Origin of the sequence: Geopsychrobacter electrodiphilus DSM 16401 (assembly GCF_000384395.1) — a bacterium.
GTDB lineage: Bacteria > Desulfobacterota > Desulfuromonadia > Desulfuromonadales > Geopsychrobacteraceae > Geopsychrobacter > Geopsychrobacter electrodiphilus.
In genome coordinates this window covers 2,567,202-2,588,322 of sequence record NZ_ARWE01000001.1, presented here as the reverse complement: position 1 = coordinate 2,588,322, position 21,121 = coordinate 2,567,202, and the positions used below count along the sequence as shown (strand labels likewise).

15 protein-coding genes are annotated in these 21,121 nt (G+C 57.4%); 11 read left to right on the top strand and 4 right to left on the bottom strand.

Annotated elements, in window-relative coordinates; all coding sequences use genetic code 11:
* The first annotated feature begins 218 nt into the window (after positions 1-218).
* Positions 219-515 (top strand): HU family DNA-binding protein, encoded by a 297-nt coding sequence (locus tag D888_RS0112315; protein ID WP_281169681.1) that lies wholly within the window; start codon positions 219-221, stop codon positions 513-515.
* A 130-nt stretch (positions 516-645) separates the two neighbouring features.
* Here D888_RS0112315 and D888_RS21605 read toward each other — a convergent pair whose 3' ends face one another.
* Genes D888_RS21605 through D888_RS0112300 form a run of 3 tightly spaced genes read right to left on the bottom strand, consistent with a single transcriptional unit; the run spans position 646 to position 2,797 of the window.
* Complete coding sequence (locus D888_RS21605) at positions 646-1,518, bottom strand: Rossmann-like and DUF2520 domain-containing protein (RefSeq protein WP_020676862.1); 873 nt, start codon at positions 1,516-1,518, stop codon at positions 646-648.
* The gene (locus D888_RS0112305) at positions 1,515-2,171 is read right to left on the bottom strand and encodes a fumarylacetoacetate hydrolase family protein (RefSeq protein WP_020676861.1); all 657 of its coding nucleotides are present in this window, start codon (positions 2,169-2,171) and stop codon (positions 1,515-1,517) included. Before D888_RS0112305 ends, D888_RS21605 begins: the two co-directional genes overlap by 4 nt.
* 17 nt (positions 2,172-2,188) lie before the next feature.
* On the bottom strand, positions 2,189-2,797 hold the full coding sequence (locus D888_RS0112300) for a trimeric intracellular cation channel family protein (protein ID WP_020676860.1): 609 nt from the start codon (positions 2,795-2,797) through the stop codon (positions 2,189-2,191).
* A 152-nt stretch (positions 2,798-2,949) separates the two neighbouring features.
* Between D888_RS0112300 and D888_RS23205 the strand changes: the two genes are divergently transcribed.
* From D888_RS23205 to D888_RS0112245, 10 genes are all read left to right on the top strand, one after another.
* Positions 2,950-4,125, top strand: a complete 1,176-nt coding sequence (locus D888_RS23205; protein WP_083928852.1) for a rhomboid family intramembrane serine protease — start codon at positions 2,950-2,952, stop codon at positions 4,123-4,125.
* Positions 4,126-4,686: 561 nt separating this feature from the next.
* On the top strand, positions 4,687-5,625 hold the full coding sequence (locus tag D888_RS0112285; RefSeq protein WP_020676857.1) for an ABC transporter ATP-binding protein: 939 nt from the start codon (positions 4,687-4,689) through the stop codon (positions 5,623-5,625).
* Positions 5,615-8,503 carry a Gldg family protein gene (locus tag D888_RS0112280; protein WP_020676856.1) on the top strand — a complete coding sequence of 963 codons (2,889 nt, stop codon included), beginning with the start codon at positions 5,615-5,617 and terminating at the stop codon, positions 8,501-8,503. The genes D888_RS0112285 and D888_RS0112280 overlap by 11 nt, the downstream gene beginning before the upstream one ends.
* 2 nt (positions 8,504-8,505) lie before the next feature.
* The gene (locus D888_RS0112275) at positions 8,506-9,462 is read left to right on the top strand and encodes a DUF4340 domain-containing protein (protein ID WP_020676855.1); all 957 of its coding nucleotides are present in this window, start codon (positions 8,506-8,508) and stop codon (positions 9,460-9,462) included.
* A gap of 135 nt (positions 9,463-9,597) precedes the next feature.
* Positions 9,598-10,575: an AAA family ATPase gene (locus D888_RS0112270; RefSeq protein WP_020676854.1), complete on the top strand. Its 978-nt coding sequence runs from the start codon at positions 9,598-9,600 to the stop codon at positions 10,573-10,575.
* Entirely contained in the window at positions 10,575-11,513 is a 939-nt protein-coding gene (locus tag D888_RS0112265; RefSeq protein WP_020676853.1) for a DUF58 domain-containing protein, read from the top strand. Before D888_RS0112270 ends, D888_RS0112265 begins: the two co-directional genes overlap by 1 nt.
* Complete coding sequence (locus D888_RS0112260) at positions 11,510-12,019, top strand: DUF4381 domain-containing protein (protein ID WP_020676852.1); 510 nt, start codon at positions 11,510-11,512, stop codon at positions 12,017-12,019. The genes D888_RS0112265 and D888_RS0112260 overlap by 4 nt, the downstream gene beginning before the upstream one ends.
* Entirely contained in the window at positions 12,016-13,017 is a 1,002-nt protein-coding gene (locus tag D888_RS0112255) for a vWA domain-containing protein (protein WP_020676851.1), read from the top strand. The genes D888_RS0112260 and D888_RS0112255 overlap by 4 nt, the downstream gene beginning before the upstream one ends.
* The gene (locus D888_RS0112250; RefSeq protein WP_020676850.1) at positions 13,014-14,879 is read left to right on the top strand and encodes a vWA domain-containing protein; all 1,866 of its coding nucleotides are present in this window, start codon (positions 13,014-13,016) and stop codon (positions 14,877-14,879) included. Before D888_RS0112255 ends, D888_RS0112250 begins: the two co-directional genes overlap by 4 nt.
* On the top strand, positions 14,873-16,594 hold the full coding sequence (locus D888_RS0112245; protein ID WP_020676849.1) for a BatD family protein: 1,722 nt from the start codon (positions 14,873-14,875) through the stop codon (positions 16,592-16,594). The genes D888_RS0112250 and D888_RS0112245 overlap by 7 nt, the downstream gene beginning before the upstream one ends.
* Positions 16,595-16,800: 206 nt before the next feature.
* On the opposite strand, the gene D888_RS0112240 is transcribed toward D888_RS0112245, so the two are convergent.
* Positions 16,801-21,027 carry a CxxxxCH/CxxCH domain c-type cytochrome gene (locus D888_RS0112240; protein WP_020676848.1) on the bottom strand — a complete coding sequence of 1,409 codons (4,227 nt, stop codon included), beginning with the start codon at positions 21,025-21,027 and terminating at the stop codon, positions 16,801-16,803.
* Positions 21,028-21,121 lie beyond the last annotated feature (94 nt).

Sequence of the window (21,121 nt, the reverse complement as noted above, 5' to 3'; positions counted from 1 at the left end):
TTCCTGTGGGTGCGTCCTGTTCTACTATCTCTGATCAGAGGATTCACCCGATGCGCCATATCTGGAATCTGTTGGAGGAGCAACAGGTTCAAGCTGCACTTATGGCGAGGTGGTTATAATTCGGTGGATTAGTTCCATTATTGAATAATAATGCAATGCTCGGCATCAGAAAGACTTGATTCATCTCAGGTTCCAAAGTAATCTCACCATAATCGTAAATTCAAACTCTAACGGAGGGAAAAATGACAAAAGCAGAACTTATCAACGCAATCGTAGAAAAGTCTGGACTGAGCAAAGCGGAGGCGACTAAAGCCCTGGCCGCAACCCTTGAATCGATTACTGACGCTCTTAAGGCTGGAGATAAAGTCGCTTTAATCGGGTTTGGTACTTTCAGTGTGTCAGCGCGGACTGCGCGGACCGGGAAAAACCCTCAAACGGGAGCAGCCCTTGTTATCCCCGCATCTAACTCGCCAAAATTCAAACCCGGGTTACAGCTCAAAGGTGCCGTGAACTAGAACCGCCCGGAAATAGATGATTTGTGAAGGCCCACCCGAGATCGGGTCGGGCCTTTTCTTATAAGCGGGCTGAGTGCTTTAACCCTGATCTCCAACTGCTCTGTTCAAAGTTTATTCTGCTGCGGATTCGTCAGGGTTTCAGCATCCGCGTCATCTCTGCTGCCCGAGCTGCCGGCAGACGGCCGGAATTTTGTGCCAGCTGAAGCGTGGTCCTGGCCAGACAGCGGTAAAGTTCAGCTGTTTCGGGAAAGTCGTTCCGTAGTGCTTCGAGGTGGCTCTCCACCGTACTGACATCACCGCGTACAATTGGTCCAGTTAAAGCCTTTTCCGGGCCAAGCGCGAGAATATTAGAGCTGGTGGCGCGGTGGAGGGGAGTGATCAGCTGTAACGCCTGTTGTGAATCCAAACCGCAGGAGATCAGCAGATCGCGGGCACAGGCCGTCAGTCCGACCATGAAATTTGAGGCGATACTGGCCGCGGCATGATAGAGCGCTTTGGCTTCGGTCGGCACCAGAAATGCCTGTCCGCCAAAGGCCGTAATCAGCTCGAGACCCAGGGCTTGACGATCCTGGTCCCCTTCGAGTGCGCAGGGACAATCTTTGAGGTTGGCAACCGCCATCTCGCGGTCGGCAAACGGTAGCAGGGGATGAATGGAGAGGAGCCCGATTCCGTCCCGCTGGCGAAACAGGATCGTGGCGGGATGAAGACCACTGCAATGAACCAGCGTGGTGCCTGCGTACAATTCGACCTCGTCGCTCAGATGGGCTGAAAATTCGGCCAGCTGATCATCGGGTAGGGTCAGCAGCAGAATTGTCCCCTTAGCCGCCGCTTGCAAGTCGGTGGTGGCGAGCTGTGTGTCGCAGCCGATAAAACGGACCGCCTCTTCGACCTCCTCCTGATCGCGGCCGATAACTGCCGCCAGGGGGTAACCTGCCCTATACAGCAGATGGGCCAGCGCGCAGCCGACGCGACCGGGGCCGATCAGAACGAGCGCTGGTTTCATGCGACCGACACACGCAGACTGCCGACCTGCTCAATTTCACCGTCGAGGATGTCGCCACTCTGGATCGGTCCAACCCCGGATGGTGTCCCCGTCAGAATGATATCCCCCTCTTCGAGGGTGAAGAACGTGGAAATTTCACTGATAATCTGGGCGACCGAACGCATCATCATATTGCTGTTCCCCTGTTGGCGGATGACGCCATTAACCTTGAGACAGATCTCAAGGTTATCCGGATTTCCGACCTGGGCGGCCGGGACAAAGTCAGAAAGCGGGCAGGAGGTATCAAAGCCTTTAGCAATTTCCCAGGGGAGCCCTTTTTCTTTTTGTCTGGCCTGCACATCTCGCAGGGTCAGGTCCAGAGCAACCCCATAACCACAAACGTAGGACATGGCTTCGGTCTCAGGGATATGCTTGCCGTTTTTTCCGATCAGAACGGCCAACTCCAGTTCGTGGTGGCAGTCGTTTGAATAGGCGGGAATGACCACCTGACCATGGTTCTTAAGTATGCTGCTTCCCGGTTTGCAGAAGATCACCGGTTGATCCGGGACTTCGTTGTTCAACTCGCGAATATGCTCAAGGTAGTTGCGCCCGAGACAGACAATCTTGCCGACGATGTAGGCCTTGTCCGAGCCTTTCAGTTTGATGTTGTGCATGGTGGTCTCCTTCGGGGTCAGGGTAATTGAGCTTTGGGTAAGGCCCAGTTGTTATTGATCGCCAGCAGGCGCAGGAGGATGACGGAGGAGGCGGCCAAAATAAAAATCAGACTCTGCGGTAAGGCCGTATATGAGAGCGAGACCATCAGGCCGGCGCCGATCAGGCAGGCCGAGGCGTAAATCTCGCGCTGCAGGATCAGCGGGACTCGATTGGAGAGCACATCGCGGATCACGCCGCCGGCGGTCGCGGTCATGATCCCCATCAGCACGGCGCCGAAAGGGCCAAGGTTGAACTGCAGCGCCTTTCCCGTCCCGATGACGACGAAGGTGCCGAGGCCGACGGCGTCGAAGTAGAGCAGGGGGTGCTTGAGTCGTTCAAGGTGGCGATGCCCGAAAAAAACCAGCAGCGAGACAATCAGCGAAAGCCAGAGGTAGTTTTCGTCCTTGAGGCAGAAGGGTGGGGTGTCGCCCAGCAGCATGTCACGCAGGGTCCCCCCGCCGATGGCGGTAACCATGCCCAGAATCAGTACGCCGAGCAGATCCATTTCGCGGCGCACACCGGCCCAGGCGCCGGATGCGGCGAAGGCTGCGGTGCCTATCATGTCGAGCAGATAAAGCAGGGTCATGGTCACTCCTTTTGCGCGGAAGATAGCCTAAATTTGGCGTATCGGCAACCAATGTTATAATCTGAAAGTGTTTCCATATTCGGTGCCCGGGTTGTGCCTTGATCCTGCATAGGTTAAGCCTGGTGCATCCCTAACCCCAGAATGAAGATGTCATGTTTCTACCCATAGGGGATTCACCTCGTGCCAGTTCCACCCCCTGGATGACCTGGTTACTCATCGGGCTGAATGTGACGGTTTATCTTGGCGTAACTCTCCCTGCAGGTTGGCGGCCGCCCGCGCTGGATGACCCATTGCTGGCCGAATATCTGCGCATGCTCGGGGTTCATGGCCCGGTCCCGATCAGCGCCATTCAAAATCAGATAACCGTCTATGATCTGCTGGTCTTTCGTTACGGGTTTAGACCGGCGTCCTTCAATCTGATCAGCCTCTTCTGTTCATTATTTCTGCACGCAGGTCTGTTTCATCTGGCCGGTAATATGCTCTTTCTCTACATCTTCGGCGATAACGTTGAACATCGCCTCGGACCGCTAAAATATCTCTGTGCTTATCTCTTTTTCGGGGTTGCCGCCACGTTGTTCTTCGGTCTCTTTGTCCCCCATTCCAACGTGCCGCTCATCGGAGCCTCCGGAGCCATCTCAGGGGTGATGGGCTGTTATTTTCTGTGGTTTCCACGTAACCGGGTGAAGGTCTTTGTTTTTCTTTTCCCGCTGATCATGACCTCGTTGATGATCCCGGCGCGCTGGGTGCTCGGATTTTATCTGCTGGTTGAGAACCTGGTCCCCTTTCTCGTCTCCAGTTCTGGCGGTGGGGTTGCGCATGGAGCCCATATTGGCGGATTTCTGGCCGGTCTGGGCCTGGTTTTTGTTGTCGAGCGTCTTCATTTACGCTTCCGTTTTCAAAAGACACCTGTCTGGGACCAGAATTCCTGCTCTCCTCAGACCATTCCATGGGCGGTGGCCGCTGGCGAGTTGGAAGCCGCGAGTCGTTGCTACCTGGGACTGATGCAACCAGAGGAACGCAAGGTGGTTCCTCCTGAAACAGCTTTGGCTTTGGGGGACTATCTGCTGTCCAGGGGGGAGGATAGAGCTGCGCTGAAGATCTTTCGGCGATTTATTGCCGAAAGACAGAATAGTCCTGGGCTCGATCGGGCTTATCTCGGGGCCGGCAAAATTCTCTTGCAACAGACGCGCTATGTAACCAGTGCTTACCACTATCTGCTCTCGGCCATAGAGCTGGCGTCAACGCCAGATATCGCCAGTGAAGCTCGTGCCGGAATTCAGCGCATCGAAGGGCTACAACGTCGGGGAGGCCGACCGCTGGCACCCTGAGGATAGAGGCTTGACTCGGCATGAGGCAGGGTGTAAAGATTGCAGTTCAGGCCTGCAGCTCGGGCATTTAGGTCGGATGACGATGGCAAAAGCGTACCTCCAATATCTCCGGAAACAAAGCTTCTGGCTGTTCATTCTGCTCAGTTTGATGAGTGTGCATGTCCACGTTGCTTCTCCCTTTAGACACTTTTCCTATCTTCCCGAAGTTTCCCGAATTCTCGACAATTCCCTCTCTTCTAACGACCTGAACACGGCCTATGATCTGGACGATTGCGTCGACCTGCTCCTGACCGCCAGTCCAGAAATCTCCCGGGCGAATGAGTCCTGTCTGCCCTTACAGTGTTCACAGACCTCGTTTCAAATCTCTGTCAGCGAAATTTCCCTTGCTCATCTGTCACGCCCTCCTCCTTTTTCATTCCCAAGCTGAACGACCTCATCTGAGCCGGGCAGTTTATGCCGGCGTGAAACAAGATTTTACCTGCGCGCAGTGATTGACCCTTTAAACCAATGGGCTCAACCTGTGCTCGTGGTCAATCTGTAATGTCTGGGAAAGGATTATCAATGATCAGTGTTGAGCGAATCAGTCGTATGTACGGTGATTTTCTGGCCGTCGACGATGTCTCATTTAATATCGGTCGTGGTGAGATTGTTGGTCTGCTCGGTCACAACGGTGCCGGCAAATCGACCATTATGAAAATGTTAACCGGCTATCTCGAGCCGAACAGCGGCAAGGTTATGATCGGCGGCGAGGACCTCGCTCTTCATCCGAGCAGGGCGCAGAAACGAATCGGTTATCTGCCGGAGAACTGTCCGGTCTATCCCGAGATGAGCGTAATTGATTTTCTCGATTTTACCGCCTGCCTCCACCGGATTGAACCGGGAGCGCGGGCCAAGGCGATTCGGAGTGCCATTGAGCGTGCAGATCTGGGTGAAAAAGCACTGGCCGCCATCGCGACCCTATCGCGCGGTTATCGTCAGCGGGTCGGTGTCGCTCAGGCGTTGCTGCACAATCCCGATATTCTGATTCTGGATGAGCCGACCAACGGCCTCGATCCCGGTCAAATTGAGCATATGCGGGGTCTGATCAAGACCCTCGGCGAGCAATCGACGCTGGTGATCTCGACGCATATCCTGCAGGAGGTTGAAGCCGTCTGCGACCGGGTTCTCATTCTGCGGCGCGGCCAGTTGGCCCTGGATGCACAGCTTAACGAATTGCGCGGTCACGGACTGTTGCTCAGTTGTGATGCCGCTCCGCAACAGCTGATGGCCCGTTTGCAAAAACTGTCGTCTCTGGCAACGATTGATCTGCAATCCGAAAAGGACGGGCGTTTCATCTATCGCCTGGATCCGCAACAGGATCAACTGGCCCTTGCGCCCCTGGTTGCAGCCGAAGTTGTCGCCGCCGGGTGGCAGCTCTTTGCCCTGCAGCCTGAGGAACATTCTCTGGAGAAACTTTTTCATCAGATTGCCGCCGGGGAGGAGAAGCAAAATGTTGCGTAACAGTCTGCGCGTTACCCGTAAAGAGTTGTCCAGTTTTTTCGCTTCGCCGGTTGCCTATATCTTTCTTGGCTCGTTTTTGCTGGTGAGTCTGTTTGTGTTTTTCTGGGCCGATGCCTTCTTCGCCCGCAATATTGCCGATGTACGGCCGCTATTCGACTGGATGCCTCTGCTGCTGATCTTTCTGGTTGCGGCCCTTACCATGCGCATGTGGAGTGAAGAACGGCGCATGGGGACCATCGAACATCTGATGACGCTTCCGGTCAAACCGCTGCACATTCTGACCGGAAAATTTTTCGCCTGTCTGGCGCTCGTGGCGCTGGCGCTGCTCTTGACCCTGCCGCTCCCGATTACGGTCAGCTTTATCGGACCGCTCGACTGGGGTCCGGTCTGGGGTGGATATTTAGCAGCGCTCTTTTTGGCGGCCGCTTATATCTCCATCGGACTCTATTTGAGTGCCCGCACTGACAACCAGATTGTCAGCCTGATCTCGACCGTCTTCGTTTGTGGGGTTTTCTATCTGCTCGGCAGTGATCTTCTGACCGGGTTTTTCGGTAATCGCGGCGCAGAACTGCTTAAGCTCCTCGGCAGCGGCTCGCGTTTCACCTCAATTACGCGCGGAGTGATCGATCTGCGCGACCTTTATTATTACCTGAGCCTGGTCGGGGTTTTCTTCAGCCTCACTCTGCTCAGCCTCCAAAAACTGCGCTGGGCCAAGGGTCGGACTGCGCCCTCGCACCGCGCCTACGGTCTGCTGGTGCTGCTGCTGGTCGCCAACCTGCTGGGCGGTAATCTCTGGCTGCAACAGTTGGGCAAGGCGCGTGTCGATTTAACTCAGGGGCATATCTATTCGATCTCACCTGCGACGCGGCAATATCTGAGTCAACTACAGCAGCCGTTATTGATCCGCGGGTATTTCAGCGCCAAGACCCATCCGCTATTGGCTCCACTGGTCCCGCGGTTGCGTGACCTGCTCAGTGAATATCAGATTGCCGGTGGTTCCAAAGTGCATGTCGAATTTATCGACCCGCAACAACATCCGGCCCTCGAGGCCGAGGCCAACCAGAAATATGGGATCAAACCTGTCCCTTTTCAGGTCGCCGATCGCTATCAATCGTCTTTGGTTAATTCCTATTTCCAACTGCTGGTGCAGTATGGTGATCAGTTTCAGGTTCTCAACTTCCGCGACCTGATTGAGGTCAAGCAACAGGGCGATCGCGGGATCGAGGTCGAACTGCGCAACCCCGAATATGAGCTGACCCGCAGCATCAAGAAGGTCATGTATGGCTTTAAAGGGGGTGGCGATCTCTTCGCTTCATTGACCGGGCCGGTTACCCTGACCGGATATATTTCCAGTAATGACAAACTCCCCGAGTTTTTGCGCAACTTTCGGCAGGACCTGCAATCGCTCGCGACAGACCTGGGGCATCAAGCCCAGGGGAAACTGAAGTTCGTCCAGCTTGATCCAGATGCCAACGGTGGGGAACTGGCTAAAAAGATTGGCACTAAATTCGGGTTTCAACCGATGCAGGCCGGTCTGTTTGATACCAAGCGCTTCTATTTCTATTTGACCCTGAGTGATGGTGAACAGCAGTTGCAGGTTCCGTTGCCGCCATCGTTTAAGAAGGAGGAGCTCAAACAGAGCCTGCTAGCGACACTCAAACGGTTCTCGGCCGGGTATCTGAAAACCCTGGCACTAGCTGTGCCTCAACCGGCGGCAAACCCCTATATGGCCCAGTATGGCATGGACAACAGCAAGCATTTCGACGCCTTACGCAAGAAGCTGGAAGAGAATCACAATGTGCGCAGTTTTGATATCAATCAGGGACAGGTGCCTGAGGCCGCCGATCTGTTGATCGTCGCTGCGCCCGATGCTCTGAATCAGAAAGGCTTGTTTGCCATCGATCAATTTCTGATGAAGGGCGGCACGGTAATGCTGGCTGCTTCTCCCTATCAGGTGAGCTTAAGCCGTGACAGCCTGACCGCCAAGCTCCAGCCGAACAAGCTTGTGGAAGACTGGCTGAAGCAGAAGGGGTTGAGCCTCGAACAGAAAATGGTGCTCGACAGTCGCAACCAACCCTTCCCGATTCCGGTCATGCGCAATCTGAACGGGCTGAATATTCGTGAACTGCGTATGGTCCCCTATCCGTATTTTGTTGATGTCCGCGGGCAGGGACTGAACCCTGATCTGGCGGTGACCAAATCCCTCAACCGGGTGATGATCGACTGGGCGTCACCGATTCAGCTCGACACCGCGAAGACCGCCGGGAAAAAGGTCGACTGGCTGCTTAAGAGTTCTGCCGACTCCTGGACCTCTGGTCAGCTCAACCTGATTCCGCGTCTTGCGGCAAACGGGCAGGCCGCCTTCTCACCCGGAACGGACCTGGGCGAAAAACTCTTAGGGGTCGCTGTGACAGGTCGTTTCGACTCCTACTTCAAAGGGAAACCCTCTCCTCTGCTGGAGGCGCCGGAGAAAACAGCTAAGGCTAAAACCACGAGCGAGAAGGCCCCGCAACTGGCGACGGTGATTGACCGTTCGCCCGAATCGGCGCGTTTGATCCTCTTCTCTTCCAGCGATTTTCTCAGTGACCAGACCCTGCAGCTGGCGTCAAGTGTCGCCGGTCAACAGGAGCTGGGTGCGCTGCAGCTGGTTGAAAATACCCTCGACTGGTCCCTGGAAGATGCCGGTCTCCTGAGTATCCGCAGTCGCGGACACTATTCGCGTACGCTGCTGCCATTGAGCCGTGAGGTGCAGATGGAGTACGAGTATCTCAACTATGGGCTGGAGCTGTTCGGCCTGTTGCTGGTCTTTTTGTTCTATCGTTTGCGAAAACGCAGTGTGGAGCGGCGCTATCAACTGCTGCTGGAAGGGAGGAGCTGAAGATGCGCACTAAATTAATCTTATTAAGCCTGTTGTTGCTGGCGCAGATCGGTCTGGCTTTCGCGCTGGGGATCAACAGTGATCATCTCAAGGCTTTTGACGCGACTGAGCGTCTGCTTGCCCTGGGGAATGACACCCCGGATCAGTTAACGATTGAAGGGCCCGAGAAACAGCAGCTGGTGCTGAAAAAGCAGGATGGTCACTGGACCCTGCCCGCTCACTTCGGCGCCCTGGCAGATGGCGCGAAAATTGATGGACTGCTGAAGTCCCTGACCGACCTGCGGCGACCCTGGCCGGTGGCCGAAAATGACAGCGCCGACAAGCGCTTTAAGGTGGCCGATGACAGTTTCGAACGTCGCCTGACCTTGCGGCACGGGGATAAGGAACTCGGGAGTCTGCTGCTTGGCAGCTCGCCGGGGTTTCGTAAGGTCCATGCCCGGGTCGCTGGTGAAAAAAATGTCTATGACATACCGTTCAGCACCTATCAGGTCAGTCTGAAGGCCGCAGACTGGGTCGATAAAGGGCAGCTGCATCTGAGCGACGGGCAGATCACCGGTCTCACTCTGGCGGATTGCCAACTGGTGAAGAAGGGGAAACAGCTGGAGGTCGCCGACCTGAAAGACGGCGAGCAGACCAATGCGGCGAAGGTTACCGAACTGCTCAATAAACTGGCCAATCTGACTATCCTCGATGTGGCAGGCAAACCCGAGCAGTCGCTGGCCGGTCCGGTTGTTTTGAATGTCGCCTTGAGCCTGGCAGATGGCCGCCAGCGCAGCTATCAGTTCATCAAAGGGGCTGATGGCAAGGATCTGCAGTTGCAGGTCTCAGACCAACCCTGGTTGTTCAAGGTGTCTCCAGGGCTGAAGGATGACCTCGCCGCCTACACCCGGGCAACCCTGGTTCAACCGCGCCCGGTCGCAAAACCGCAGGCCAAAGACACTCCACCCGCCAAGGAGTGATGTAGGTTCTCCGCTTCCCTCCCATCGTTTTGGCGATGGGCGGGAGCGGGGGATTGCTCCTTGCTTTAACCGCTCAAGCTGATTAAAGTTTCGAGGGGATTTTGACAGGCTTTTTACGACACAAGGATGCTTCTCATGGAATTATTGCAGCAACGTTTTGGTCAGTTGAAAGACGCTCTTACCCTCCAGGTTATCGGTCAGCCACAGCTGGTCGAGAGCTTGTTGATTGCGCTGTTGGCCGACGGCCACTTACTCGTCGAAGGCGCGCCCGGCCTGGCCAAAACCCGTGCCATCAGGGAGTTGGGTGAACTGCTGGAGGGGAGCTTTCACCGGGTGCAGTTTACCCCCGACCTGCTCCCGGCCGACCTGACCGGTAGCGATGTTTATCGTGCCCAGGAGGGCTCCTTCGCTTTTATGCCAGGTCCGCTGTTTCACAACCTGATCCTGGCCGACGAGATCAACCGCGCCCCGGCCAAGGTGCAGTCGGCGTTGCTCGAAGCGATGGCCGAGCGCCAGATCAGTATCGGCCAGACCACCTACCCGCTGGCTGACCCTTTTCTGGTCATGGCGACCCAGAATCCGATCGAACAGGAGGGAACCTATCCGCTCCCCGAGGCCCAACTCGATCGCTTTCTGCTGCATGTGCGGGTTGACTACCCTGACGTCGAGAGTGAACGTCTGATTTTGAGGCTGGCCCGGCGGGAAGCCGCAGAGGAGATTGACGCCACCATCAGGCCGCGGGAATTTGCTCCTCTGTCGACCAACGAACTGCGCCAGGCGCGGCAACAGGTGCTCGATCTTTATCTGGCCGAAAATCTCGAAGAGTATCTGCTGCAGCTGGTGCTGGCGACCCGTAACCCACAGCCTTACGGTGAAGATCTGCAGCATGCCATTCAGTATGGTGCCAGCCCCAGGGCGAGTATCGCCCTCGATCGTTGCGCTCGCGCCCGCGCCTGGCTGGCCGGACGTGATCATGTGCTGCCCGAAGATATCCAGCACCTGGCCTTCGATGTGCTGCGCCATCGTCTGATTCTCAGTTATGAGGCCGAGGCCAACGGGATGAATGCCGACCGCCTGATTGCTGAACTGATTGCGCGGGTGCCGGTGCCCTGATGTCGCTCAATGTCTCATCCTTAAAACATTCGCCGGTGGCCATCGATCTGGCCGAATTGATTGCGCTGGGCGACCGGCTGCTGCCGTCGAACCTGCAACCCGGACGGCAGCTTGCCGCGCTAAACGGCGGTTACCACAGCCGCTTTCGCGGGCGCGGCATGGAGTTCGCCGAGGTCCGCGCCTATCTGCCAGGTGATGATGTGCGCAGCATCGACTGGCGGGTCACGGCACGGCGCGGCAAGGTCCACACCAAGCTGTTTCATGAAGAGCGCGAGCGCCCGGTGCTGATCGCGCTCGACTACCGGCGCCCGATGTTCTTCGCCACCCGTGGCCGGTTTAAGGCGGTGCAGGCTTCCCAGCTGGCGGCACTCTTCGCCTGGCAGGCGCAGGCGCGCGGCGACCGGGTCGGTGGTTTCATCTTCTCCGAAGAACGCAACCTCGAACTGCGCCCGCAGCTCGGGAAGAAGGGGGTGCTGCAGCTGTTGCGCCAGATGGTCGCCGATCCGGCCTGGCAACGCGCGCCCCACCAGCCCTTCGCCCCGCAACAACGGTTGGCCGAAACCCTGCAGCGTCTGCAGCGGGTCGCCCGGCCCGGGAGCCTGATTCTGCTTTTGAGCGATTTCAGCCAGTGGGACGAATCGGTCGAGAAACAGCTGGCGCTTTTGAGCCGGCATTGCGAACTGGGCCTGGTGCATTGTTTCGACCCCCTCGAGGCCGAACTTCCGCCTGCGGGGACCTATCGTCTGAGCGATGGCGCGCGTGATCTGACCATCGCCACCTCAGATTTCAGGGCTCGTCAGGATTATCAACGTAAATTTGTTGAGCGCCGCGCACTGCTGCACGACTTTTGCCGCCGCCAGCGTTCGCGCCTCTACTCCCTGCCGACCGATCTCGATCCGCTTGAATGTTTGACCGGGGTGAAAGGGGCAGGCCAATGACCCCGTCATCAGCCATAAATCCGGCCATAACTCCGCCCGATCTCCCGCTGCGTGATATCCACCTGCCGGCGAAAATCGGCTACTGGCCGCTGGCGCCGGGCTGGTGGCTGTTGCTCGGAATCATTATTCTTCTGGGTTTGGGTCTGCTGCTGTTTATCCGCTTTCGTCAGCGCCGTCGCTTGCGGCGGCTGGCACTTCGCCAACTCGACAGTCTGCAAACCCTGAGGGGCAATGAACTGGCGACGGCGCTGTCGCGGCTGCTGCGTCAGGCAGCGATCAGTCATTTTCCCCGCCATCAGGTTGCGGGGTTGAGCGGTGACGCCTGGCTTGAATTTCTGGATCGTCCTTTTCCTGACCGCCCCTTTTCTTCGGGCCCTGGAAAGGTTTTGGGTGTGGCTCCCTATCGACCTGCCGCCGAGATCGAAGGCTCGCAATTGATCCCGCTCTGCCGCAGCTGGCTGAAAAAACTTCCCCCGCGATCCTTATCTTTCTGGAGGGGCCGATGATTCAATTTGCCTGGCCCTGGGCCTTTCTTCTGCTGATTGTCCCCTGGTTGATTTACAAATTCTGTCCCCCGGCCCTGGCGGCTGAAGAAGCCGCGCTCTGGGTGCCGAATCTCTCCCCCTTCGGCGAGACCCGGCATCAGCAAGTTCAGCGCAAGGGCCGCTGGCAGATCCCTCTGGCGCTGTTGTGTTGGTTATTGCTGGTCGGTGCTGCGGCCAGACCGCAATGGCTCGGGGATCCGATTGAACTGCCGGTCAGTGGGCGCGATCTGCTTCTGGCGGTCGATCTCTCCGGCAGCATGCAGACCAAGGATTTTAAACTCGGCAACGAAACCGTCGATCGGCTCACCGCCCTCAAGGCCGTGGCCGGAGAATTTATTCAGCGCCGCGTCGGTGACCGTCTCGGGTTGATCCTCTTCGGTGAAAAACCCTACGTGCAGGTACCGCTGACCTTCGATCGGCACACGGTTCAGCAGCTGCTGAATGAATCCGCCCTGGGGCTGGCGGGGGAAAGAACGTCGATCGGCGATGCCATCGGGTTGGCGGTTAAACGTCTGAAGGCGGGGGAGGGGAAGAAGCAGGTTCTGATCCTGCTGACCGACGGGGCGAATACCGCAGGTCAGCTCGCGCCGCTCAAGGCCGCCGAACTCGCGGCCCGTGAAGGCCTGAAAATCTACACCATCGGGATCGGTGCCGACAGCATGGAGGTGCGCAGTTTCTTCTACAGACAGACCATCAACCCTTCGGCCGATCTGGATGAGAAGACCCTGACCGCCATCGCCGAGAAGACCGGCGGTCGTTATTTCCGCGCCCGCGACACCGAACAGCTGGCCAAAATCTACGCCGAGCTTGATCGACTTGAGCCAGTCGTGCGTGACCGCGACGTCTATCGGCCGATCTCCGAGCTCTACTTCTGGCCGTTGGCAGCGGCGCTGGTCGGGGCGCTGTTGTTGATCCTGGTGCCACAGCTGCCGTCATTGTCCAGCAGGAGGCGCGGATGAGCGAGTTTCACTTTTTACGTCCCGACTGGTTGTGGGGACTCCCCCCGGCCTTGCTGCTGCTTGTCTGGCTGGCGCGTCGCCAGTTGCGCAGCCGCAGCTGGCAGGCGGTTTGTGATCCCGAACTGCTGCCGCATCTTCTGCTCGGGCGTTCGGTGCGGCGTGCCAACTGGCCGCTCTGGCTGTTGCTGCTCGGGCTGCTGCTGGCGCTTCTGGCTCTCGCCGGGCCGGTCTGGAAACGTCAGCCGCAGCCGCTCTTCAGGCCGCAATCGGCGCTGGTGGTGCTGTTCGATCTCTCCCGTTCGATGCAGGCAGCCGATCTAAAGCCGAGCCGTTTTTTACGCGCACGGCTCAAAATTGAAGATCTGCTGCGTCAGCGTAAAGAGGGACAGACCGCCCTGATCGTTTTCGCTGCTGATGCGTTTACCGTGACGCCGCTGACCGAAGACCGGCACACCATCGAAGCCTTGTTGAAAAGTCTGGACCCCGCGATGATGCCCGCCCAGGGGAGTGATCCGGCGCGTGCCATGCGGCTGGGGGAGGAACTCCTGAAACAGGCGGGACTGAAGAAGGGACGCTTGTTGCTGGTGACCGATGAAGACCGGCCTGACTCCAGCATGGACGCCGCTCGTCAGTTGGCAAGTCAGGGATATGACCTGGCGGTGCTCGGCGTCGGAACCAAAGAGGGTGCACCCATTCCTATGCCGGGCGGTGGTTTTTTCAAGGATGCGACCGGTAATCTGGTGCTGCCGCAGCTGAACGTTGCCGGCCTGCAGCGGCTGGCCAAGGCTGGAGGAGGCCCCTACCACAGTATCAGTGTCGATGATGCTGACCTGCATAGTCTGCTTTCCGGGCTGGACAAACATCGCCTCGACCAGTCTGGGCAGAGCTCCTCGGTCTCCGGGGATATCTGGCGTGAAGAGGGGGTCTGGTTGCTCTGGCCGCTGGCGCTGTTGGCCGCGTTCGCCTTTCGCCGCGGCTGGCTGCTGGTCTTGCCCCTGATGTTTCTTTTTCCTGCTCCCGCCCAGGCGCTCAGCTGGCAGGAGCTGTGGCGAACCCCCAATCAGCAGGCGCAGCAATCCTTCAACCATAAGGATTACACCGGCGCGGCCGCGCGCTTTGAGGATGCACGCTGGAAGGCAAGTGCGCTATATCGAGCCGGAAAATATAGTGCCGCCGCCAAGTTGCTCGCACAGCCGCAGACGGCCGATGATTTTTACAACCAGGGGAACGCGCTGGCGAAACAGGGAAATCTGCAGGGCGCTCTCAAGGCTTATCAACAGGCCTTGAAAAAAGCACCGGACCACGCCGACGCCTTATATAACAAGGAGCTGGTCGAAAAGGAGCTGCAGAAACAAAAGCAGAAGAAAAAGGACCAGCAGAAAAAACCAGGTGATAAGAACTCCAAAGGCGATCAACAGCAAAAATCTGATGATCAACAGAAAGCCTCCGACCAGAACCAGGATAAAGCGCAGAAACAAAAGCAGCCCTCGGCGGCTGATCAGAATAAGCAGGGCAAACAAAAGGACGACCAGAGTAAATCTGGCAGTGATGAGAAGCAGCAGAAGGATCAGTCGTCGGCGCAAGCCGCGGCAGATAAAAAAGCGCAGAACAAGCCGCCCGCCTCCTCTGCGCAGGACAAAACAGCTGAGGCGCAGAAACCGAAGCCTGCCGAGAAAAATCCCGACGACAAGCTCAGCTCTGTCGCCGGGTCTGAAGAGCCGCCGCCCGAGACGGCCGAGCAGCGCGAATCGCGTATGCTGCTGCAGCAGATCCCCGATGACCCGGGTGGTTTGATGCGGCGCAAATTTCTTTATCAATACCGCCAGCGCGGTCATCAAACCGAAACGGATCGATCATGGTAAACAGATGGCGTATTGTTCTTATCCCTCTGCTGGTCTTTATTCTCTGGGGGAGCGGTGCTCGGGCGGCGACGGTTCAGGCCGTGGCCGACCGCGACCGGATTGCCGCCGGCGAAAGCCTGCAATTGCAACTTCGGGTCGACGGCAGCCCCGATGGTGAACCTGACCTGAGCGCACTGGAGAAGAACTGGGAGATCCTCAACCGGTCCCAGAGCAGCCAGGTGCAGATTGTCAATGGCAGCTTTAGCCGCTCAGTGGTTTACAGCCTGACCCTGATGCCCCGCGGCCATGGGACCGTGATGGTTCCGGCGGTCTGCTTCGGCAAGGATTGTTCACTCCCGCTGCCGATTGAGATTTCGAAGACTCCGGCCAAGGGGAGCGGCTCAAATGATGCGCTGCTGCTGGAGACCGAGGTCAGTCCGCATAAAATTGTGACCCAGGGGCAACTGTTATTCAAGGTGAGCCTGCTCAGGCGCGTCGACCTGCTTGACGGCCAGTTGAACGAACCACAGCCGACCGGCATGTCTGCGGTGGTCAAGAAACTGGGAGACGATCGCAGTTATGAAACCCGTCGTAATGGCCAGCTCTATCAGGTGATCGAACGCGACTACGCGATTTTCCCGCAGGGGGTGGGGACGATGCAGATTCCCGCGTTGCAGTTTGATGGCAGCATCGCCGCCGGCCGCACGCGTTTCGATCCTTTTGGCCAGCAGGGGAAGCGGGTGCGGCGCACCTCTCAGCCGCTGCAGGTCGAGGTTTTGTCGCTGCCAGCAGACATCGGCCGTCGCTCGTGGATTCCGGCCAACAGTCTTGATCTGCAAGATGACTGGCAGAAACATCCGCCCAAACTGACCGTCGGTGAGCCGGCGACGCGCACCCTGCACCTGGGCGCCAGCGGCGTAATGGCGGCCCAGCTGCCGGAGTTGAAACCGGAGATGCCGGCCGAATTTAAAACCTATCCTGATCAACCCAAGCGTAAAGATCTGCAGAGCAGCAGCGGGATTACCGGGGTGCTGGAACAGAAGATAGCCATAGTCCCGACCCGGGCCGGCAAGTTTACCCTGCCGGCCATTGACCTCGACTGGTGGGATGTCACCAGCGGCCGCTGGCAGAAGGCTCATCTCGATGCCGTTGACCTTGAGGTCGCGCCGTCAACCGATGCAGCACTCACCAGCCCGGCATCGCCCGCACCTCCGCCAGTAGTACGCCCGTCTGGCGAGCCGTCGGTCGCAGAGAATTCCTTGCCCGCCGCACCAGCACCTGCGAGCCCTGCTGCAGTCCACCCACTGTCCGGTTTCTGGCCCTGGCTCAGTCTCGCTCTGGGGCTCGGCTGGTTATTGACTCTGGTCCTGCTCTGGCGTCTGTGGCGGCGCGCTCAGCCCAGTCCAAAGCCGTCCGTTGTCGATCTTCAGCCCACCGAAAAGTCGGCCCGCAAGGCGGTGGTGCAAGCTGCCCGGCGCAACGATCCCCAGACGACGCGGCAGGCATTGCGGGTTTGGACACATATTCTCTGGCCCGCAGCGCAGGGGAGTGCTTATGAACAGTTGGCACAGGCCGCCGATCCGATCCTGCGTCAGGAGTTGGATGCCCTCGATCAGTGTCTGTATGGGGTTTCAGGTAGTGAATGGGATGGTCAGGCGTTGGCTGATCTTATCGCCAACTGGCAAGCGACTTCGAATGCCGTAATTACTGCGCGGTTGCCGGACCTGTATCCCTGATTCCGGCGCAGGCCGTTGAGGCCCCTGGCAGACGGGACCGTTTCTTAATTAGAAAAAAAGGGGCGGTCCTCGCTATCCAATTTAAGGTTCCAGATCTTTTAGGTTGATTTGATTGTTGAGCGTTCAGGGTTATTGCAATGCCAAGGCTCAGGTCACGGGCCAGCCGGAATATGCGGGCGTCGAAACGCCCGCATATTCCGGCTGGTTTACTGCTTCGGGGCCAAATTGTTCCAACCTTCGGTGGTGCTGGTCTTGCGGTGGCAGTTGTTAGCCTGGGCAGCATTGTAATTGACCGCCGAGTTGCTTGAGTTGGTCCAGGCGTTCAACTGGACATCAAGGCAGTTGGTTTTCAGTAGTGCAGGCAGACCGGTCGCATGCGGACTATGGCACTTCGAACAGCTGAACTCATGCGCCAGGTCGCCGGAAACTCCGGTGTGACTCCCGATACCATTCAAACTGTACCAGGCACTATAACCACCTCCAGGGGTGATCGACCCGACCGTGCCTCCGTACCAACCCGAATTACGTACGGCATCCGGTTTGGTACGGTTCAGGATCGGCCCCCAGGGCAGCGTTCCGCTGTTGGTGGCTGCGCTGATCCTGTCCTGCATTGCCATGAAATAGGTGGAAAGGCCACGGCGGGCATCGAATAGATTACGCGCGTTGCTGCCCATGCCACCGATAGCCGCGTTACTGTGACCGTTGGTGGTGCGCCACAGGCTGCTGCTGGTGTAGTAATCCATGTTGTCAACATCGCTGCCATGACACAGGGTGCAGAGTCCGGCTGAATTTGCCAGGGTTTTTCCACTGGTCGGATTACCACTGTTTTGATCGATATAATAGCCGTCACCGATGCTCTCGGCCTTGACCCGCGGCATGCCGTTGGTCTGGGCGGCGATGAAATAATTGGTGGAGACGTTATAGTCTCCGTTCGGCGGCACATCGGCCTGGTAGGGGTCGCTCAGCCAGGAACCGCGCAGATAAGGGGTTCCCGCAGGCTTATATCCGTTTCGTCCGAGTGAATGAACATCATGACAGTAACTGCAGCGGATGTACTTCTTGTCTTCAAGGACAACTGCACTGGAATTTCCTTGCCCTGATGCGTTGCCCGGGAGAAAACCATTGAGTGCACCGCGATTGACTCGACCACTGGCATCGACGTTATTGGTCACTGACGATGAATGGCCGACGGTGCCGCTCATGTTGACCGAGTGGACCGAAGCAATCGGTCGCGTCAGGATACTGGCATAGGCATCAATCCGCCAGGCATTCGGCGTGGTCCAGTCAGAGACATGGTTGGCGGTAAGGGTTTGCGAGGTCGACAGCACACCGAACTTGTAGGTCGCTCCACCGCCGCTTGCCAGTTCGCCGATGCCGTTGGCATCATGGCAACTCCAGCAGATTTCGGCTTCAGTGCCCTTGGTGCTGATGCTGTTTACAGTCCCCGGTCCACCGAGGTTGATGCCGCCGTGCGTGGTGTAGTCGATCCCCAGCGCGGTCTGCATGTCACCAGTCACGTGGGTTTCGCTGTTATCAACCGGGTTTTGCCAATTTTTCGGCGGAAGTTCGATGGTGACCCCGCCGCTGCCAACATGCCCGGAGTGACAATCAGTGCAGGCCCCAAAAGCCCCAGTCGTTGTCGTTTTGACGTGCGTACTGGATGAGGTTACCTCTGGCGCACCGACGGTGTTACCGACAAAGTGGCAGGCATCGCAGGCGCCTGTCCCCCCCCATTTGCCAGGAGAGACGTGGCATCCAGCAGCATTGGAACTGCAGGTACTCTGGGTATAGCTGAACAGAGTGGACGCTTCAGTCCCAAGGGTGACGTTTCCGTAAGTATGGGTTCCAAGTTTGTTGTTGGCCGTCCCTGTTGTTCCAACCGTGGCCACATACCGATAAGGCGTATTGGTCTTATCTGCAGGCCCGTTTACGTGCTGGAGGACATCATTGCCGTTATGCGGATGGCAGAAATCACAGTTGGTCGCCGTGGTCGAGTGCCCCGGGGTAAAATGGTTTCCTCCGGATCCAGGGGTCCCCGGGCGGCCATTGGCATCACCATGGCAGTCGCCGCAACTGACGGCACTTGCAGGGCTCCATGTGGGCGTACCGGTACCGTGACAATAGGTATTGGAACAATTTTTTGTTACCGAATCAAAAGTGCCTGCCGCGGGAATATTCCCGAATCCTCCCAACTGCGCTTTAATATTCACGAGCGCAGGGTTCAAGGTGCCAGAGCCTGGGGTCATCCCGCTCTGGTTATGCGTCGTTCCATCGAATGGGCTGGTATGACAAACTTGACAATCATACGAGTAGTTTGAGCCTCCGCCAGCATGTTTTGTATGAGCTCCAGAGGTTGGTGGATATCCGTGGCAAGCATTACACCCGCCGCCGAATTCTCGCTTCTGGACAGTATTCGCCCCTGAAGGCGTCAATTTATAGCTGGTCCCTGTAGGGTGACAGGCATTCGTACAGCCACCGGCTCCATCATAGCGGGCATTGTTGTCACTCGTAGCATCAGCTCCCGGTACGGTGGCATCATAACCATTCATCTGCACCTTGCCGTCGTTGTGATAATCCGGCTCGAGATATTTATCACCACCGCTGAGGCTTAAGTCCACCGCTCCGGTTCGGGCCGTCGCCAGGGTGGGCGGGGTCTTGTTCCCCTTCACCCCATGACAGACTGCACAGACATCATGGTTCGCATAGAACTGGGCATCTGTCAGTCCGGCGCCTGTTCTACCTAATGGCCCAAGGGAAAGGTGATTGGTGCTGCTTAAGGCACGACCATCAGGCCAGGCACCCCCGTTCGGTGGATAATCATGACAACTGTTGCAGGCCCCGGAGCCGAAATTTCCCGATTCAAGCGTCAAGCCCGAGTTGGTGAAAACATGGCCCACTTCGGTAGCATGACAGGATTTGGTACAACTGTACGCTGGAGTGTTGCTTCGACTGTAGCCTGCTCCACCGACATTCATTTCGAGGTTGCCATCGAGGTGATCCCCACCCTCATAAGTCGCATCTGTCTTCGCCGTGGCCTGTGTGTAGTTGGTCAGAAGATAATCAGCCGGATACGCCGTCGCCAGTTGGCCCGTTGTGCCATTCTCACTGGCGCCATGACAGAGCGAGCACTTCTGGTGCAGGGGGATAGCGCTGACATCAAGTCCACCGGTTAGAATTCCGATATGATTAACCCCTGTTCCACCGGTTAGATCAGCTGAACCGGCAGGCGGCGCGGCATGACAATAGGTGCAGAGGAGTCCTTTGGACGGCCCGGTAGCAGTCAGGCTGAGATGGCAGGTCGTACAGGCCTTGGCCGGCGACGTGTTGCTATCCGCAGCCGTTACATTGTGGCAGAGCGAACAGCCACTGAGGTTACGCGGGTTGGTTCCGTCAAGCCCGGCAGCGAAGTGCGTGCGCCGGGTCGGATAGGCCGTATCCGTGTTAAAGGTCCAGCGATCCTGGCCGGTCGGGTGTGCAGCACCAATCGGGTGGCAAAGTTCGCACCCATTTTGAATGTTGTTGCCGAGCCCTGACCCTGCTGACAAACGGCCCGTGGGGATATTGAAGCGCGGATTGCTGCCGGCCCCACCGGCCGTTGCATGACAGGTCTGGCAGTAGATCAGGTTAGCCTTGGCGTCCGGACCATGGAGATCCGGCTGCGTATAGTCGATTCCGTCCTTGGCAAGTGTAACGTGTCCGGCGCCACCCGGTCCGCCCGGATGACAGTTATTTGTTCCATTAAAACCACTATCAAAGCAAGTCGGTGCGCCAGGGAATGGGCTGCTATTTGGGCTGCCACTGGTCGTATTGTGGCACAGGGCGCAGGAATCGCTCTTGATGTTGGGATGGGCAGTGATGTTGCCATCATTGTGATTCACAACATTCCCGGGCCGTGTGCTCACCCAGTTTGTCGGATGAGCCGTGGCGGCGGTGTGACAGGCGGAGCAGTTGCCGTTGGCATTATTGAGAATCGCCGGATTACTCACGAACCCGCCATTAAACCGGGTCTGCAGTGCATTTGTAGGTGTCCCATGACACATGAGGCAGTAATTGCCCATGCTTAGTGCCGGGTTAGTCACACCCTTGGCCCCCAGACCGTGTGTCCCGTTGGATGCGGGGCTGTAGCCGATATGGTTTGCAGGGGCCGGTGGCCAGCCATTCGTACCAGTGTTGTGACAAGCTGCATTCTGACAGCTCGGGCCTGAACTTCCCTGTAAAGTGGTCCCATGACAAGCGCCATTGGCACAGGTCGTCCACGGAGTCTTGTCACTCAAGGTTCCCTGAAAGTTCTGTTGATGACCGATCAGTGGATCATTGTTCCATGACGCCGGGTGAATCTTCTGCCCAGCGCCTGCCGAATTATTGCTACCACCTGAGCAACCGGCGAGGGTTAAAAAAAACAGACAGATAGAGATCAATATGGGCTTTTGCATACGATTTCTTCTTTCAGTCATTTACTTAAGCGTGACAACGGATACAGATTGAGGGATCAACCCAGCCATTAATACGATGGCGAGAGAGAAAACC

Coding starts and splice junctions, on each gene's coding strand:
- D888_RS21605 (WP_020676862.1), bottom strand. CDS start 1,518: ATGAAACCAGCGCTCGTTCTGATCGGCCCCGGTCGCGTCGGCTGCGCG.
- D888_RS0112305 (WP_020676861.1), bottom strand. CDS start 2,171: ATGCACAACATCAAACTGAAAGGCTCGGACAAGGCCTACATCGTCGGC.
- D888_RS0112300 (WP_020676860.1), bottom strand. CDS start 2,797: ATGACCCTGCTTTATCTGCTCGACATGATAGGCACCGCAGCCTTCGCC.
- D888_RS23205 (WP_083928852.1), top strand. CDS start 2,950: ATGTTTCTACCCATAGGGGATTCACCTCGTGCCAGTTCCACCCCCTGG.
- D888_RS0112285 (WP_020676857.1), top strand. CDS start 4,687: ATGATCAGTGTTGAGCGAATCAGTCGTATGTACGGTGATTTTCTGGCC.
- D888_RS0112280 (WP_020676856.1), top strand. CDS start 5,615: ATGTTGCGTAACAGTCTGCGCGTTACCCGTAAAGAGTTGTCCAGTTTT.
- D888_RS0112275 (WP_020676855.1), top strand. CDS start 8,506: ATGCGCACTAAATTAATCTTATTAAGCCTGTTGTTGCTGGCGCAGATC.
- D888_RS0112270 (WP_020676854.1), top strand. CDS start 9,598: ATGGAATTATTGCAGCAACGTTTTGGTCAGTTGAAAGACGCTCTTACC.
- D888_RS0112265 (WP_020676853.1), top strand. CDS start 10,575: ATGTCGCTCAATGTCTCATCCTTAAAACATTCGCCGGTGGCCATCGAT.
- D888_RS0112260 (WP_020676852.1), top strand. CDS start 11,510: ATGACCCCGTCATCAGCCATAAATCCGGCCATAACTCCGCCCGATCTC.
- D888_RS0112255 (WP_020676851.1), top strand. CDS start 12,016: ATGATTCAATTTGCCTGGCCCTGGGCCTTTCTTCTGCTGATTGTCCCC.
- D888_RS0112250 (WP_020676850.1), top strand. CDS start 13,014: ATGAGCGAGTTTCACTTTTTACGTCCCGACTGGTTGTGGGGACTCCCC.
- D888_RS0112245 (WP_020676849.1), top strand. CDS start 14,873: ATGGTAAACAGATGGCGTATTGTTCTTATCCCTCTGCTGGTCTTTATT.
- D888_RS0112240 (WP_020676848.1), bottom strand. CDS start 21,027: ATGCAAAAGCCCATATTGATCTCTATCTGTCTGTTTTTTTTAACCCTC.